We start from the raw sequence: 15,619 nt of genomic DNA, 5'->3' as shown, positions 1-15,619 counted from the left end.
CCGCAGAGCTTTTCTTTACAAGTATCTATTGATACACGACAATTAACCCCTTAACGTCCCGCCTTGTGGAGTGCTCCCCTGAGACTGGCTTTGCGTACTTACTAGCAAGGCCGATTTGGACTAGGTCAGGCGTACTACGGCGTAGACAGCCCCCGATAAGGACCCTTAGAACCGATCAGTGGGGAGTTGGTTAACATCGCTTGGAGTGACAGTAAGTAAAAGTTAGCTTTGGCATGAAACCTGGTTTCTACTTTGCAGTTGCCCAAATCTAGAAAATAGTCATTCAAGAAACGGAGTTTTGAGTCAGCCCGTGCTAACTCCCTAAACATGCCGGATTGAAAGGCTAACCCGAGTGTCGACCAGTTGATTGCCGACGGCCATGCGATCGCCGGTGATCCATGCCGCCTGGGGCCGAAATTGGTAAAATCGCCGGGGGGAGTCGCCCAGATAATCGGCGGCGGCGCGGTGGGGGCGATCGCCCCCGGCCCGGTCAAATAGTCGCTCCATAATGGCGGCTACCCGTTCGGGCTGCAATTCCGAGGCGGTGCCCCTGAAGTACAGCCCCTGGCCCTTGAACACTGGGCTATGGGTGCCATAGACGGTCACCGCCATGCGGCCCTGGTTGTGGTAGATATGCTGTGAATGGACCGAGGCGATCGCCGATGACCAGTACAGGGTCCAGTCGGGGTCGTAGACAAAGAACACAGGCGAGGCCCAGGGCACCCCATCGGCGGAACAGGTGGCCAGAGTACAGTAGGGGGTGTGTTGCAGCATTGCCTCCGCCTTGGCCAAGAGCTGGGGCTGAGGGCTGTCAGGGTCACTGACCCACTGATTTTCAGCACTGGCGGCCGTCATCATCATGCTCCTATGGTTATGCTCCTACGAAGCTGGAACCCAGGTTTGCACCACGCGCCCAGCCAGGGACTGGCCCAACCAGGGGGTATTGGCTGATAGGGATTTCAGGGTTTTGGGGGTCACAGCCCACCGGGCGTTGGGATCAAACAGGGCCATCTCGGTGGGCTGATGGGCCTGCAAGCTGGGGGGCGATTGTCCCCAAATGGTGGCGGGGCCTGTACTCAAGGCCTGTACCAGGGTCAGGGGTGACCAGTCCCTCTGGACAACCAGGCGCTCCCAGAGAATGGACCAGGCCAGCTCCAGGCCAATCACCCCTGGCGGGGCTGAGGGAAAGCCTACGGTTTTGTCTTCGTAGCTATGGGGGGTATGGTCAATGGCGATCGCATCTAGTATTCCTGCTTGCACCCCGGCCAGCAGGGCGGCCTGATCCGGTGGGTTGCCCAGGGGGGGATTCAACCGCAGATTGGGGTCGTAGCTGTGTAAATCTTGGCTGTTAAACAGCAGATGCATCCAGGGGGTGGATGCGGTCACTGGCAGACCTCGGTCTTTGGCCGCTTGGATCAGCTCTACCCCGCGGGCCGTGGACACCCGCATAATATGTACCGGGGTACCCACCTGGGCCACCGTTTCCAGCAAGGCGGCCAGGGCCGCCGTTTCAGAACTGGCTGGGTCCCCCGGTAAGCCATAGACCCGAGAAAAAGCACCTTCCCGGATGACGCCAGTGGCTTGCAGAGCCCGATCGCAGGGCCACAGGGCGATGGGCTTGGCCAGCGGTGCCCCATACTCTAGCAGCCGCTGCACTAGCAGTGGGTTTTGCAGGGGGCGGCCGTCCGCAAAGCCAGCGATCGCCCCAGTGGCCAGTTCCGCCAGTTCGGTCATCTGCTGCCCCTGGGTGCCCCGGGTCAGGGCCGCCCAGGGGTACAGGTGCGGTAGCGAGTTAGATGGCCGGGATTGGGCGATCGCCTGCCGTCGCTGCAACAACTGGTCTACTAGAGCCAGGTGATCGATGGCTGGACTGGTGGTGGGCAAAAGTCCCAGTCGGGTAAAGCCCCCCGCCTGCCCCCCTTGCAGCAGCGACTCCAGGGTTTCCAGGGGTTCGTGTCCCGGTTCCCCTGACTGGCTGTACAAATCCACCAGGCCCGGCAGCAGGATCTTCCCCTGACCATCAATCACTTCGGTGCCATCGATAGTTTCTAGGGTGGGGGCGATCGCCTGGATAATCCCGCCTCGTACCTGCACATCCATGATCTGGTCAGTGCCGGTGAGTGCATCCACCACCCGCACCTGCTGAATCAGTTGATGCTGCCCTCGAGAACCCGTGGTCACAGCGCCCCCGCCGCCGTCTTATCTAGCACACTGCCAGACAGGTGGGTGGTAATGTTGGCGGTAGTCAACACCGGGGCGCTATCAATGCCATTGGGATAGTCAACCACACTGACCGCCCCATTTCCCTGCTTAAACCGCCAAAAGGCCTCTGGCCCCAGCCCCGCCACATGGCACAGCAGGGCCTTATTGACGGCATCGTGGGCCACCACCAGCACCGTTTGCACCTGCTCACCGCCGCTGTGGGCGGCCACAATCTGCTTCCAGGCCAGCACCGAACGCTGCCACACCTGCTGTAAGTTTTCTCCGGCGGGCATTTGCACCGTTTCCGGGGCGGTTTGCCACTGGTGCAGCATCCCCGGATAGCCCCCTTCGATGTCCGCTTCGTAAAGCCCTTCCCACTCCCCGTGGCTAATCTCTCGCAGCTCGTCCACAGCGGTGAGGGCAACCCCAGGGTGGTGCTCGAGGATCAGTTCAGCGGTTTCCTGGGGGCGAGCCATGGAGCTGGTGTAAGCGGCATCGATGGTCACTGTCTTCAAAAAGTCAGCGGCTTTTTCCCCCTGGGCCCGGCCATTCTCATTCAGAGGTACATCAATTTGCCCCTGAAAGCGACCCTGGCGATTCCATTCTGTCTCTCCGTGGCGCACTAACAATAGGCGCGGTCCCCGATGCCCCCGTCGCATGTTGGGTAGCGGCGCCCCCAGATGGCTGGTCAGGTTCATGGCCTCGATCTGCACTGGGCTACCCCAGCCGCTGGCAAAGTTGAGCACGCTGATGTTGCAGTTGGCCTGTTGCAGCTGGTTGAAATGTTCTGGCCCCAGGCCGCTGGCGGTGCTGATTAGGGCTCGATTGATGGCGCTGTGGGCAATGACCAGCAGGGTTTTGCCCTGATCCTGAGCCAGGAGTGTTTGCCAGAACCGGGCGGCCTGCTGGTAGAGATCCCGCACCGGGTAAACATCAATGGTGCTGCCCCCCTGGGGAATGGCCATTGAGAAGTTGGCCGGGTCCGTGCGCCAGCGGTGAAACTCCTCGGGAAAGTTGGCTTCGGCGTCGGTAAAGGCCATGCCTTCCCACAGGGGCAGTCTAATTTCTTTGAGGTCGTCGGTAAAGCTGGGGGCCGTCAGACTGGGAAGCGTCTTTTGCAGGGTCTGGGTAATCAGTTCTGCGGTCTTGCGCGCCCGCTTCAGCGGACTTGCCCAGACCCCATCAAAGGGAATGCCATAGAGGGCCTGGGCCACCTGTAGCGCCTGGGCCTCCCCCTCTGGGGTCAGGTCTGACTCGTCGCAGTGGCCCTGGATGCGTTTTAGTTGGTTATAGGTGCTTTGCCCATGGCGGACAATGATGACACGGGTTTTCAGGGGTCTATCCTCTCAGTTGCTCAACCAAGCACAGATCTTACCCTGTCACGGCAACCCTCCGCAGCCGGTCAGGATACTGGGTGGCCCAACAGCGGCGACTTAGCTCCAGCGACTATCACTGAGGCCGTTTCAGCTATACTTCGGACATGGAGCAACCTGGCAAAGGGAAACTATGGGTGTTGAAGTCTTCTTCTCCTATTCCCACCAAGACGAAGACTTACGGGATGACCTGGCCAAGCATCTCAGTATTTTGCAGCGCCGAGGTGTCATCGATACTTGGTACGATCGCCAAATCGAAGCCGGAACCGAATGGGCCGCCGACATTGACCAACGGCTCAACCAAGCCGACATCATTTTGCTGTTGGTCAGTGCTGACTTTGTAGCTTCCGACTACTGCTATGACGTAGAAATGCAGCGGGCCATGGAGCGCCATGAGGCCGGGGATGCCCGGGTGATTCCAGTGATTGTGCGCCCGGTGGATTGGCAAGATGCCCCTTTTAGCAAATTGCAGGCCTTACCCAAAAACGCCAAACCCATTACCACATGGCTCGACCGAGACGAAGCCCTACTGGATGTGGCCCAAGGTATCAAGCGCACCCTTCATGAGCTCACTGAAGCCCGGCAGGTATTTAAGGGCAATCTCTACAAGGCTCTGCTGAAGCTGGGATATCAGCAGCAGGCAGAGTTGTTTTTACGGGCGATCGCAACAGAATCGGTAGCCGCTTTTTTGATCCATGGCCTGCCAGAATATGGCCAGCGTTGGCTGTTGAATCGCCTGGTGGTGGAATATGTGCCCTTGCAAACGGTCAGCAAAGTTGTAACCATTGATTTGAGTCGCACCGGTCGCCGCCGAGATGTGGAAGCCTGCTGGCGAGAAATGGGTAAACGCTTAAATCTAAAGAGCCAAGAAATCACCGCCACAACCGTGGCCGATGGTGTCTATCGCTGGTGGCTGAATCAGGATGTGATTTTTGTGTTGCACGATGTCAACACCATGCCAGAGGCTGCCCTGCGAAATCTGATTGAGCAGTTTTGGCTACCCCTGATTCAGCGCATACAAATGGCCAGCCTGGGAGAGAGCGATCGCAAACTGCTGATGTTTCTGATCGACTACGCTGGTAAGGCTGCCCAGTGGCAACTGCCCTGGGTTGAAAAGCTAGACGCCAACTGGGATCCCCGTAAACCAATAAAACCTCCTCAACTTCAGGAATTTACCAATCAGGAGTTGATGAACTGGATAGTGGCCCAGTACCGTGACCTGCCCCCGGTGCTAACCCAGGGCATTGATCAGACCGTGGATAAGATTCTGGCGGAGAGTGACCAGGGCATTCCAGAATTGGTCTTGCAGGAAATTTGTAAGCAGTGTGGATTTGATTGGTTTGAGGAACTGGATAAGTGGCTGAAATATTGACTGATATACCCGAGTACAGCGGTAACGTGCAGCCACGTCCGGGGGAGCGCGATGCAGTTACCGGGCAGTTACTTACCCCCTATTTGCCCAGCGACGAACTGGTAGAGGCAGTAAACCTGGCCATTTTTCTAGAGCGTCCTTTATTACTCAAAGGGGAACCCGGCTGCGGTAAAACCCGCCTGGCCCATGCCGTCGCCTACGAACTAGCCCTCCCCTTCGAGACTTGGTACGTCAAATCCACCAGCTGCGCCAGGGATGGGCTGTATACCTACGATGCCGTAGGGCGTTTGCGAGATGCCCAACTGGCCGCCAACGCCATGCTTGCCGAAGCCGATCGATCCCGCATCCACAAGCCAACTGAGTACATCAAATTTGGCCCCTTGGGGCGCGCCTTTCGTAACCCACAGCGCACCGTGGTGCTAATCGACGAAATTGACAAAGCCGACATTGACTTCCCCAACGACCTGCTGCTAGAGCTCGACGAACGCCGATTCACCATTGATGAGGTGGGAGCGCAGATCCAGGCCCAGACAGCCCCGATTGTGTTCATCACCAGCAATGATGAAAAAGACCTACCCGATGCCTTCCTGCGGCGCTGCCTGTTCCACTATGTGGCGTTTCCCAGTCGGCAACGGCTGGTGGAGATTATTCAGGCTCTGTTCCCAACCCCAAAATACTCCGCAGCAACACCCCAGGTAGTCAACACCTCCGTCAGTCGCTTTCTAGACCTGCGGGAAAAACAACAAACTGAGCGGGCTTTTATGGGAAAACAGGTTAGCACTAGCGAGCTGGTGGACTGGATGAAGGTGCTACTGCGACAGCCAGAGTCGGCGATTTTGCAGCAGCTTGACGGCCCTTTACCCTATCCTGGGATACTGCTCAAAAGCCAGGATGCCTACCAGCGCTATAAAGCTCAAACCGCTTGATGCCATGCCCCCAGAAGAACTGCCCTTACTGGACTTGTTTACCCAACTGCGCGAGTGCGGGCTGCCTCTGGGCATCGGCGAATATCAGCTGGTGCTGAAGGCCTGGCAGGCGGGATATGGCACTAAAAATCGTGCTGCTTTAGAGCGGCTTTGCCGCACGGTATGGGTCAAGTCGCCAGAAGATGCGCAAGTTTTCGAAGTGCAGTTTAATCGTCTGATTCAGCAGTTGCCTGAGCAGATTGCCGCAGTAGCTCCACAAGCTTCATCGCGCCGCAAATGGTTCAACTTTAAAGCCGCTTCACTGGCAACATTAGGAATCAGCACTCTAGCTATTGCCGCTGCCTTGATGACATTACGCCAGGACATTAGAACTGGTTTGGGGCGAATGCCACTGCAAATAAATACTCAGTCTGATGTGCTCTACAAAGCAGCTAATCAGCTAGTTACAGACAACCAAACGGATAGCCCCGATAATAACTTAGAGACTCAGTTGCCAGTCGGATCCTTGCCTAATTTATCGAATATTCCTGCTCTTATGGTGGTGCAGCCAGAACCGATTCCGTGGTGGCAGCAGCATGGTTTGGCGATATGGATTGTCCTTTGGCTGTTGTCAGGGGCGATCTGGGGGTGGTCGCAGTTTAAGTCATCTCAGAATCAGCGCCAACGCTCAAAGGCACCTTCTGGACTTACTTTGGCCCTGACTCAGCAAATACGTGATGAGGTTCAAATTGCCCGACTAAATCAGCCCTTGCCTACTGGAGACTACCTACCCGTCACGCAACGGCAGATGAAGCAAAGCTGGCGCTACCTAAGACGTATGGTGCGATCAGGCCCGCCCATCGAGCTAGATATAGAAGCAACCATAGACGATATCGGTCGGCAGGGCATGTTGCTAACCCCGGTGTTTCGTCCCCGCCGGGTGAATCGGGCTGAGGTATTACTGCTGATTGACCAAGATGGTTCTATGGCACCGTTTCATGGGTTGTCTCAGCGGCTGGTGGAGACAGCCCTACAGGGAGGCCAATCAACCCAGGCCAGGATCTATTACTTTCACAACAGTCCAGCTCAAGTACTGTTTCATGACCCTTACTGTCAGTCGGCTGATGCCGTTGACCAGGTGATTCAATCGATTAACTCAGACTATGCTGGATTGTTTATCGTCAGCGATGCAGGAGCGGCCTACGGACGCTGGAACCCAGGCCGGTTAGCACTTACAGAACGGTTTTTACAGCAGATGTCTTACCGAGTGCGCTATCTGGCCTGGCTCAACCCAATGCCCCAAGATCGCTGGTCGGGCACCACCGCCGAGGCGATTGCAAATCGGGTGCCGATGTTTGAGTTTAATCGGGCTGGTTTAGATCAAGCTATTGCCGTGTTAAAAGGCCAGGGAGGGGGCTACCCATGACAGCAAGACAGACTGATCAGCAACTAACCCACTTTCTCCATAAATTTGGCCAGGCCCACCTCGATTTGGCCTACCACGCTGCATTCCCCATAGCCCTAACCCCCGATTTGCTCTACCGGCTCTGGGCTCATTTTCGTTCTGATAGCTATGGCCACTCTCTCAATATTCCCTGGGTGGCAGTAGCAGACATTCTCTTAGCTCCCTTTTGTCAGGAGGTAGGGTTCAACCTCTATGAAATCGATGCCGATATTCGTGCTTCCCTGCTTGAACAGCTGAAAGCAGATCCTCGTTTTGGCGCTAAACGACTCAATGAACTGGCCACTTTTTTATTGACCTACCATCAGGCCTCCCAGCTTCAAAGTGCAGACCTAGACTTGCGAGACCTGGCTCAAGCTCAGCGCTGGACAGCCCTGGCCCAGATTCAATCTCCTAGGTTGATGCACGATTTAGCCCGCAGTCTAGTGGGTGTACCCGGAAAAGATGGAGTCGAATGGGGGCGTATGGCAACTCTGCTAGAGCAACTGCCTCTGGCTGATGGGGCAGGCCAAACCCTACGACATTATGCTCGGGGCATGGCGCAGCTGACCCAAGGAGAGTCGGAATCGGCCATGGATCAATTTAGGCAATTACCAGGTGGCGGGCGGCATTCAGTTAAGGTGGCCGGAGTGTCTCTAGAAGTGCCAGAAGAGATGCGGCCATTCAATAATCGCCCAAAAGCAGCCCGTCGCCGCTGGCTGCAACTGGCAGCATTGATAGCTGTAGGGATAGTCGGAATGATTTGGATAAGCCAGGCCTTCGCTCCTGGCAAGTATCCTGCTGGGCTTGATCGCAGCACTACTCAGGTTCAGCACCGCCGGTTTTTGTACATTGGCGCGGCAGGCGACGAAGCCAATCGCCTGGTGTTGGCCGAGCTAGGCCGCCAAGAGCGCACCATCCTCACCCCCGACAACTTAGCGATAATTGACTTCGAACCCTATCCACTTGGAGATAAGGTTCTGTTTATGGCCGCTGACACCTCTGCCCAAGCTAGTTTGCTTGACTTCAAACTCTACACCGTCACTACCGGCATTCAGCCCCCTAGCAGTAGTTTGTCCCTGTGGCGAAGACTGTGGCTTTGGCTATCAGCCCCAGCTACTCCGGGAGAATTAGAGCTACTGCTAGACGACAAAGACTATCAGAACTTAAAGTTTGACCTGTCTCCAGACGGACAAACCATTGTAGTGCAGCGGGTAAACCAACAAGATCCAAGCGATTTTGGCCCTTGGGTATTGCATAGGGGCAGAGCCAGGCCCATACCTACAGAGCCAGGGGGTGACTTTACGATCGGCCCCGACAGTCAAACTCTGCTGCTTTTGCAGGGGGAGGGCACTGCCATTCTTCAGTTTGAACCGTTTGTAGGCCGCTCCGAGGTCATCGATTTTTTACCTGACTATGGGCGAGTGCTCGATATCAGCAAGGATGGACTAACAGCAGCCATGGTGAATTTTAATCAAAATGATCCTGAGCGGCGGTTTACAGAAACCCTTGCCCTAGTGAGTTTAGCCAGAGGGGAAGATATTCCACTGCTGAATATCTCTAGCTACTTCCTCGACGCACAGTTTGCCCCCACCGGGCAGATTCTCTATATTTTGGCCACAGAGTTAGTCGAAGTTCCCGATACTGACTTGTACTTGGAAGAGCCGTTTCTAGCAGCCATTAATTTAGAAACGCAGGAGGTGAGTCGGCTTCTTAATTTGCCCTCAGATTCAAGAATTCACTTTGATATCGCCCTGGATGGGCTAGTTGCTTTATTAGACTTAACACCAGTAAATGCTTCGGATGGAACACCACAACTAGATGGTATTTTGCTTCTGCCTCTGTTCTCCACCCCAGAAGAACAACTCACGAGTATTCCGACCAAGGTTGAGCCGCAAAGGCTTCCCCATGCAGGCGTTCAGGCCGTGTGGTTACCCTATTAACCCAACCGACATTCCGCAAGTTGACAGAGAATAGGAAATGCGACATGTGGCCAGTCAAACACGGGCAACCCTATGCTAATGAAATCGAACGGTGGATGTACGCCAACTTTGTGGCAGCATTCTTTGAGAAATTCGACGAGCTGCGCGACCTCAATGTTGACGATCCGTTTGAGTGTATTGATGTCACGGAGCAGTTTGATGCCCTACCCAGCGACGCAAAGCTAGCGGCGGTCTGTGAATCGGCCATAGCAATTATGGATCCGTTATCTCCCCTTGGGGGGCAAAATGCCATGCTTGCTGAAGCAGGGGCGATTCCATTTGAGTGCATGAAAGGCCTCATTGTTATGGAGATTGAAACGACCCAGGAGCTTGAGTCTATGGAGCCTGGCCTCTCAAAATGGGGCGACTTCTGGCGTCGACAGGTGCTCCTATTTTTCTACGCTCTCCATGGCTTGTCGTTGGTAGACATGGTTGAGAGCATTCTCTATGAAGAGGCCGGTGAGCCGGGTGAACTGTCTGAAGCCCTAATTCAATCGTGCAGCGCTCGGGCGCAAGAGGCGATTGACCAGAAAACCTATCTAGACTTTCTGCCCTGGATCCCGAAGTCACCCCAAGAAACGGACATCGAGCAATGGGAAGACCTGATTGAAAGTTACCTGATGGACGATCGCCTGTTTCAAGATCACGACTGGCTGATCAGTTTGCCTTCTTCCCATCCTGAATTGCCGGATGCGGCGGTGCTGGAGTTGCAGTTCAAAAATCAGGACATTCAAGAAACCATCGGCATTGCCCCAGCCTACTTTGACATGGGGCTGAGCCAACGACAGCTCAAGCCCTGGCCGGATCTCAGGCGAGAGCTGGAGACCTATTGGGTTACGCCCCACTTACAGACCCCGGTTATCGTCCACAGAATTGTGGAGGCTCTGGGGCAAGGGCATTTGCTGGGGGCGCATCCAGCCGAGGACAGCGAACCAGAGGTATGGCGTTTGGGTGCGCCGAAACGAGTGCAAGACTTGCTGGGGAAAACGACCTTTCGCGAAGGCTGCCACCTGGCGCTGAATATTGCTGAGCCGGGCGAGGTCGATCAGCTGGTTCCGATCACCCACATCAGCGTGCTGGAAGCGGAGGCGGGCTATGGCGTGGGAGGAAGAATCTGCGAGTTTGAGACTGAAGCCGGTGCTGCTGCGATCGGGGATGAGCTGAACCCTGAGGCGATCGAGGAGGTGGTTGTCTTGGCAGTGGAGGGGTTGGGGTCGTTTTTTAGACCGATGGATGACGCGGAGGGGTAACTACCGTTTGCAGAGCCTGGCTGACCAGGGCGAAAATCGGCGTTGTCCTTGCCAGATCACGGAATTGGCGCTTGGACATTCAATCAAATTCGACGACTGACCCCAAATTAAAGCCGTGGGCCAGGAAAATGTGAGAGTGATCTAATTTTTGTGTAAGCGGGTTTTGGTTCAAAGCTTGAAGCGTTCTGGGAACAGGATAGCAAAATGTGAGGTAGCGGCCTTCCAATTTCTGATGGGTCGAGTCCATCGTTTTGAAATATTGTCCAAGGCCAGATACATCAACTTGAAGACGGACTCTTCGTCAGGGAAGACGGCTTTGATCTTAATCACCTTGAGCCAAAATTTGGCCCCTTCCGCTTCGGCTTCTCCAATCCAGAGCCCAAGGACATCTTTGCTACCCTCGCGGTTGATCCCCAACACGACGTAGACCGCGCGTTTACTGACCCGCCCTGCGACCTTGATGTTGACGTAGAGGGCGTCGAGATAAACAATCGGATACAGCTCGTCGAGGGGTCGATTCTGCCAGGCTTTGACGTCTTCACTGACGGTATCGGTGACCTCGCTGATGAGCGACGCCGATACCTGTGCCCCATACAACTCTTCCAGTTGCAGGGCGATATCACGGGTGCTGAGACCCCGGGCATAGAGTGTCACAATCTTCTCATCCAGACCCCTGAGCCGGCGTTGATGTTTAGGCACCAACACCGGTTCAAAGGTGCTCTGACGATCTCGCGGAATCGACAAGTCTAGCGACCCGTGTTTAGACTGCACGGTTTTAGCGGAATACCCATTTCGGCTGTTTCGTGGTTTGTCCTCCGTCTCATCGGCAGAGGCGAGGGCTTCGGTCTTAAGGTGGTGATTGAGTTCTCCTGCCAGGGCACGCTCCACTAGGCGCTGCGTGAGCTGTTTCAGCAAGCCAGACTCGCCGAGAATGTCTTCGGGACTCTGGTCAATCACTCAACAGGTCGTCGAGCAGGTCATCGACGCGATTGGGTTCTTGCTTTCGTCTTGGCATAATGCGGTCTCCTCAGGTATCGGGATTGTAGACCGCTTACACAAAATTCTGAACAGTCTCGCCGGATGATCTCGGCAGCTCCCTACCGCGATCGAGTGGTACATCATGCCCTATGCAATGTGATTGCTCCGCTGATAGAGCGTAGCTTTATCAACGATTCTTACGCTAACCGGGTGGGTAAAGGCAGCCACAAAGCCTTAGAGCGGTTTACGGACTTTGCTCGCTCCAGTCGTTACGTGCTTCAGTGCGACATTCAAAAGTACTTGAGAATAGCTAAGGCGTATAAAGAAGAGTCCAGCCCTGCTCCTGTGAAGCTGGTGACGGCTTCCAAAAATCACCCAGAGTCAGCCAGGTTGGTAGGGGCAACTCAAAGACCCGGCTGACTCTCTTCTGATCCCGTTTTATACCAAGTCCAGCTTGGGATCTGGAGTGTTCCCCCGGGCATAACTCCAGGTCTGGACTTGGATTTGGTTTATATCCACCAGAGCAACCTACCAGCGGCGCCAGTGGCGTTTGCCGGTGACAAAGACGCCCAACAGCACCCCTACCAATTGGGGGTAGCCCATGGCCACAAAAAAGCCCGGTAGGGGCAGGGTACCCTTTAAAAACAGCACCAGGGCCACACAGGGGATCAAGGCCCACAGGACAGCCGTGTCCAGGTAGACCTGGCGGAATAGCCGCTCCATCACCGCCAGAGTCAGCGCCCCGATCGCATACCCCACAGCCACTGGCAACACTAACAACACCAATTGCACAATCGGCATCAGGCCGCCCGTGACCCCGCTGAGTAACCAGTTCAAGACCTGCACCAACAAAATATCGCCCACCGTAGCGATCGCCACCGCCAACCCCGCCGCCTGCAACAGGGTAATCCAGGGCAGTGATTTCAGCCTCCAGAGGGGGTTACGCATAGGGAAAGTGTGGAATTAATGGCTATTATGGTGCTGATTATCCAACTTGAGTCAGCCTCTGGGCCTAATGTGTCCAGTCGCGGATAAAGGCACAGGTTAAGCCTTTTTCAAGGGTTACCATACCTTAGACCTGATGCTGTTTGAGCCAATCTTGACAACCAATAGCGCGATCGCGCCCACCACCCTGCTTATGCTAGCCCATTGTGCCATTGGCCTGGGAGCCGCTCTGGTAGCCCAGCGCAAAGGCTATGACCTGGGCCTTTGGATTTTGTGGGGCGCCCTGGGGGGCACTGTGGCCCTGATTGATGCGCTGCGGCGTCCCCGGCGCCCCTTACCACCGCCGTCATGAACGTTGTGCTAACTCGTCTGCGCCAGTGGCTGCCTGACCTGGATACCCGCATTTGGATTTTGGCGGGGGGGCGGTTGCTCTCCCAGGTGGGCATTGGCTTTACCTTGTTTTATGCGCCCATATTCTTTGTCAGCCAGGTGGGGCTATCGGCCACCCAGGTAGGCATCGGCATTGGCCTCGGCTCTGTCACTGGCCTGTTCGGGCGGATTTTGGCCGGGTCTTGGGTCGATTCTCCCACCTGGGGCCGCAGACCCACGTTGCTGGTTTCAGCCCTGGTCTCAGCGGCCGCCGATGGAGTACTGGTGTTGACCCAGGGGTTTCCGTTGTTTTTGCTGGGTAACCTGTTGATGGGGTTTGGGGTGGGGCTCTATTGGCCCGCCACTGAGACAGTCGCAGCTGATCTCACTACAGCGCAACAGCGCAACGAAGCTTACGCCCTGGTGCGCCTGGCGGATAATGTGGGCCTGGGCCTGGGGGTGGTACTGGGTGGGGCACTGATTTCCCTGACTGGGGCCTATCGGGCCTTGTTTGTGGTGGATGGCATTACATTTTTGCTGTTTTTCGGCATCATCTATGGGGCCATCGCCGAGACCCGACCGCCGGGCAACCCGCCCAAAGCCTTCTGGCAGGGGTGGGGACAGGCTCTGAAAGATAGGCCACTGCTGGTCTTTACCCTGGTGAATATTCTGCTCACCAGCTATCTGGCTCAGGTGCAGAGTACCCTGCCGGTGTACCTCAACCAGGTGGCCACCCCCGGCTTTTCGGAAGGCACCTTAAGCCTGTTATTCACCGGCCATGTGGTGCTGGCGGTCGTGGCCCAACTACCCATGGCCCGCTGGCTAAAGCAGTATCCCCCGACCCAGGGGCTGGCCGGGTCGGCCCTGTTGTGGGGGATGGGGTTTTGCCTGGTGTGGCTGGCCGGTACCCAAACCGGCAGTTACCTGTGGGCCGGATTGGCTTTGGGGGTGATGGCACTGGCGATGGTGGCCTATACGCCCATTGCCTCGGCTTTGGTGGTGGCGATGGCTGCCGATGACCAGCGGGGGGTTTATTTGTCGGTTAACTCTTTGGCTTGGGCCTTTGGCTATCTGGTGGCTCCCCCGTTGGGGGGGTGGGCCCTGGACCAGGGAACGGCTGTGGCCCATGGCTTTTGGTTGGGATTGGCCTTGACGGTACTGCCCCTCTGGGGCATGTTGTACGGGCTAAATCGACAACTAAGGCGACGGGGCTTGTAAGGTGATGTCAACTCGTTAAGGACAATGACGCTATGCGTTACAGCATTATGTTGCAGCTAGTCGTTTTAACCACCCTGGTGCTGGGGGGGGCAGCGGCGTTTTTCGCCTGGTTACAAAACCGCCCCATCGAAACCATTGAGTCTCGGCGGCCTGGGCTGTCTCTAGTAGCAACGAGCACAATAACTCCTAACTAGTACCGCTGCGCGGAATTCAAAATGCAAAGTTCAAGGTGAAAAATTGCTGCTGCGCAAGGATTTTAAGCGTCCTGAGCAGTAGGTTGTTTTCTGCCTTGGTGTACTAGTGTTCAGGCAAGCCAGACGTGACGGGGCAACGAGGTCTACGGTAAACGGTACACGGTCTACGGTTCACGGCTTGCCTTCAACCGCTCACCATGAGCCGTGAACCCTAAGTCACATCTCCCGTCATTATTTTTTTGACTCAACACGAGTGCTCTGAGGCAGCCATGACTCACCCACCGCCGCAAGCTCAAACCTTTGCTTAGAGCAGGATTCCCTTTCTACCTGCTATGCACAGGCTACGCCCTTCTCCCTTCTGCCTTCTGCCTTCTGCCTTCTGCCTTCTGCCTTCTACCTTCTGCCTTTCCGCCCTAGGCGGGCTGCGGGTAGGCCATCCCCCCAGTGAGGTCTGTAGCGGTAGTGGTGGGGGCGCGATCGCGGACGGGTAGCGGTTTCCGGGCAGAGCTCAGTTGGTTGAGCCAAAATACATCCTCGGTGCGGACGGCCTCGAACCCAGCAAAGCCCAGCCAGGCATCGACATTGCCCTGGCTATAGTCACGAATAAAGGGTTCTTCAAAAATGTTGCTGAGCCAGTCGGTGGCCCGCAGGGTGCGTTGATTGCCATCTAAAATCAATACCTGCCCCCCTGGGGTTAACAGCCGAAAGCTTTCCCGCAGAATGGTTTTGGCGACGGCAGGGGGCGTTTCATGAAACAGCAAGGTGGCACAGACCACATCAAAGGCGCCGTCGGGTAGGCCCGTCACCATGGCATTGCCGTGGCGAAAGGTAATATCCAGGTGAGCGTCTCGGGCTTTGCGATCTGCCATCACCAACATTTGGGGAGAGAGGTCTAGGCCCACCACCTCCACTTCGGGAAACCGCCGCTTCAGCATCAGGGTGGTGCTGCCGGTGCCACAGCCCAGGTCTAAAATCCGCCGGGGTGCCCCGTGGATAGCCTTGATCAGGCTTTCCCGCACCCAGGTTTCGTGGGGGGGCAGCACATATTGAGTGATGGGGTCGTAGGTGAGGGCGGCATCCACATTCAGGTAACCCTGTTTAACCCCATGGAAGTTACTGGTTTTGTAGTACTCGGGGTAAACCACCTGGGGATTGGTGAAACTGGCGATCGCCTGTTCCCAGTCGATGCTATCTCGCAGGCGCAGAATGGCTTCTCGATCAATCAGGCGAGAGAAGATCGGGGCCAGGTACTGCTCGAACAGGGTCTTGGCTGGGGTAGTCATGGCGTCATACTGTAGGGTCAGGGCAGCTGCCTTTCAGGGTAGCAACTTGGGTTCGTCTCAGCCAGGGGAACCACGGCCTTGTGCCCCATCCCTTTTGCTATAGCATT

General features: G+C 56.0%; 13 protein-coding genes and 2 pseudogenes. 9 read left to right on the top strand and 6 right to left on the bottom strand.

All coding sequences use genetic code 11. From position 1 onward, the window contains the following. Nucleotides 1-321: 321 nt before the first annotated feature. From E1H13_RS16225 to E1H13_RS16215, 3 genes are read right to left on the bottom strand one after another with little or no spacing between them, the layout of a single operon-like run. Nucleotides 322-855 carry a pyridoxamine 5'-phosphate oxidase family protein gene (locus E1H13_RS16225; protein ID WP_169614535.1) on the bottom strand — a complete coding sequence of 178 codons (534 nt, stop codon included), beginning with the start codon at nt 853-855 and terminating at the stop codon, nt 322-324. 24 nt (nt 856-879) lie between these two features. After that, on the bottom strand, nt 880-2,181 hold the full coding sequence (locus E1H13_RS16220) for a dihydroorotase (protein WP_169614533.1): 1,302 nt from the start codon (nt 2,179-2,181) through the stop codon (nt 880-882). Beyond that, entirely contained in the window at nt 2,178-3,536 is a 1,359-nt protein-coding gene (locus E1H13_RS16215) for a histidine phosphatase family protein (protein WP_169614542.1), read from the bottom strand. The genes E1H13_RS16220 and E1H13_RS16215 overlap by 4 nt, the downstream gene beginning before the upstream one ends. Before the next feature lie 172 nt (nt 3,537-3,708). On the opposite strand from E1H13_RS16215, the gene E1H13_RS16210 reads away from it, so the two are divergent. Genes E1H13_RS16210 through E1H13_RS16190 form a run of 5 tightly spaced genes read left to right on the top strand, consistent with a single transcriptional unit; the run spans nt 3,709 to nt 10,525 of the window. Continuing rightward, entirely contained in the window at nt 3,709-4,947 is a 1,239-nt protein-coding gene (locus tag E1H13_RS16210; protein ID WP_169614531.1) for a TIR domain-containing protein, read from the top strand. Continuing rightward, the gene (locus E1H13_RS16205) at nt 4,932-5,873 is read left to right on the top strand and encodes a MoxR family ATPase (protein WP_169614529.1); all 942 of its coding nucleotides are present in this window, start codon (nt 4,932-4,934) and stop codon (nt 5,871-5,873) included. Before E1H13_RS16210 ends, E1H13_RS16205 begins: the two co-directional genes overlap by 16 nt. A gap of 4 nt (nt 5,874-5,877) precedes the next feature. Next, complete coding sequence (locus E1H13_RS16200) at nt 5,878-7,278, top strand: VWA domain-containing protein (RefSeq protein ID WP_169614528.1); 1,401 nt, start codon at nt 5,878-5,880, stop codon at nt 7,276-7,278. After that, entirely contained in the window at nt 7,275-9,236 is a 1,962-nt protein-coding gene (locus E1H13_RS16195) for a hypothetical protein (RefSeq protein WP_169614526.1), read from the top strand. Before E1H13_RS16200 ends, E1H13_RS16195 begins: the two co-directional genes overlap by 4 nt. Nucleotides 9,237-9,280: 44 nt before the next feature. Further along, complete coding sequence (locus E1H13_RS16190; RefSeq protein ID WP_169614525.1) at nt 9,281-10,525, top strand: hypothetical protein; 1,245 nt, start codon at nt 9,281-9,283, stop codon at nt 10,523-10,525. A gap of 168 nt (nt 10,526-10,693) precedes the next feature. Here the strand turns inward: E1H13_RS16190 and E1H13_RS16185 are convergent. Then, a pseudogene (locus E1H13_RS16185) lies at nt 10,694-11,540 on the bottom strand (IS256 family transposase). A gap of 62 nt (nt 11,541-11,602) precedes the next feature. On the opposite strand from E1H13_RS16185, the pseudogene E1H13_RS28030 reads away from it, so the two are divergent. Then, nucleotides 11,603-11,803, top strand: a pseudogene (locus tag E1H13_RS28030) (RNA-dependent DNA polymerase); the annotation flags it as partial. A gap of 228 nt (nt 11,804-12,031) precedes the next feature. On the opposite strand, the gene E1H13_RS16175 reads toward E1H13_RS28030, so the two are convergent. Then, nucleotides 12,032-12,451 carry a peptide chain release factor 1 gene (locus tag E1H13_RS16175; protein ID WP_169614521.1) on the bottom strand — a complete coding sequence of 140 codons (420 nt, stop codon included), beginning with the start codon at nt 12,449-12,451 and terminating at the stop codon, nt 12,032-12,034. A gap of 151 nt (nt 12,452-12,602) precedes the next feature. Here E1H13_RS16175 and E1H13_RS16170 point away from each other — a divergent pair, with 151 nt between their 5' ends. The 3 genes from E1H13_RS16170 to E1H13_RS16160 are packed head-to-tail and all read left to right on the top strand — an operon-like array spanning nt 12,603 to nt 14,229. Next, a complete protein-coding gene (locus tag E1H13_RS16170) occupies nt 12,603-12,800 on the top strand; it encodes a hypothetical protein (protein ID WP_206070591.1) in 198 nt (65 codons plus the stop codon). After that, nucleotides 12,797-14,035 carry an MFS transporter gene (locus E1H13_RS16165; RefSeq protein WP_169614517.1) on the top strand — a complete coding sequence of 413 codons (1,239 nt, stop codon included), beginning with the start codon at nt 12,797-12,799 and terminating at the stop codon, nt 14,033-14,035. The genes E1H13_RS16170 and E1H13_RS16165 overlap by 4 nt, the downstream gene beginning before the upstream one ends. A gap of 32 nt (nt 14,036-14,067) precedes the next feature. Next, a complete protein-coding gene (locus E1H13_RS16160; RefSeq protein ID WP_169614515.1) occupies nt 14,068-14,229 on the top strand; it encodes a hypothetical protein in 162 nt (53 codons plus the stop codon). A gap of 413 nt (nt 14,230-14,642) precedes the next feature. Here E1H13_RS16160 and E1H13_RS16155 read toward each other — a convergent pair whose 3' ends face one another. After that, on the bottom strand, nt 14,643-15,512 hold the full coding sequence (locus E1H13_RS16155) for a methyltransferase domain-containing protein (protein ID WP_169614513.1): 870 nt from the start codon (nt 15,510-15,512) through the stop codon (nt 14,643-14,645). Nucleotides 15,513-15,619: the final 107 nt, after the last annotated feature.

Origin of the sequence: Nodosilinea sp. P-1105, from assembly GCF_012911975.1 — a bacterium.
In the GTDB taxonomy this organism is placed as follows: Bacteria; Cyanobacteriota; Cyanobacteriia; order Phormidesmidales; family Phormidesmidaceae; genus Nodosilinea.
The sequence above is the reverse complement of the archived record's forward strand: the minus strand, read 5'-3'. Positions and strand labels throughout refer to the sequence as shown.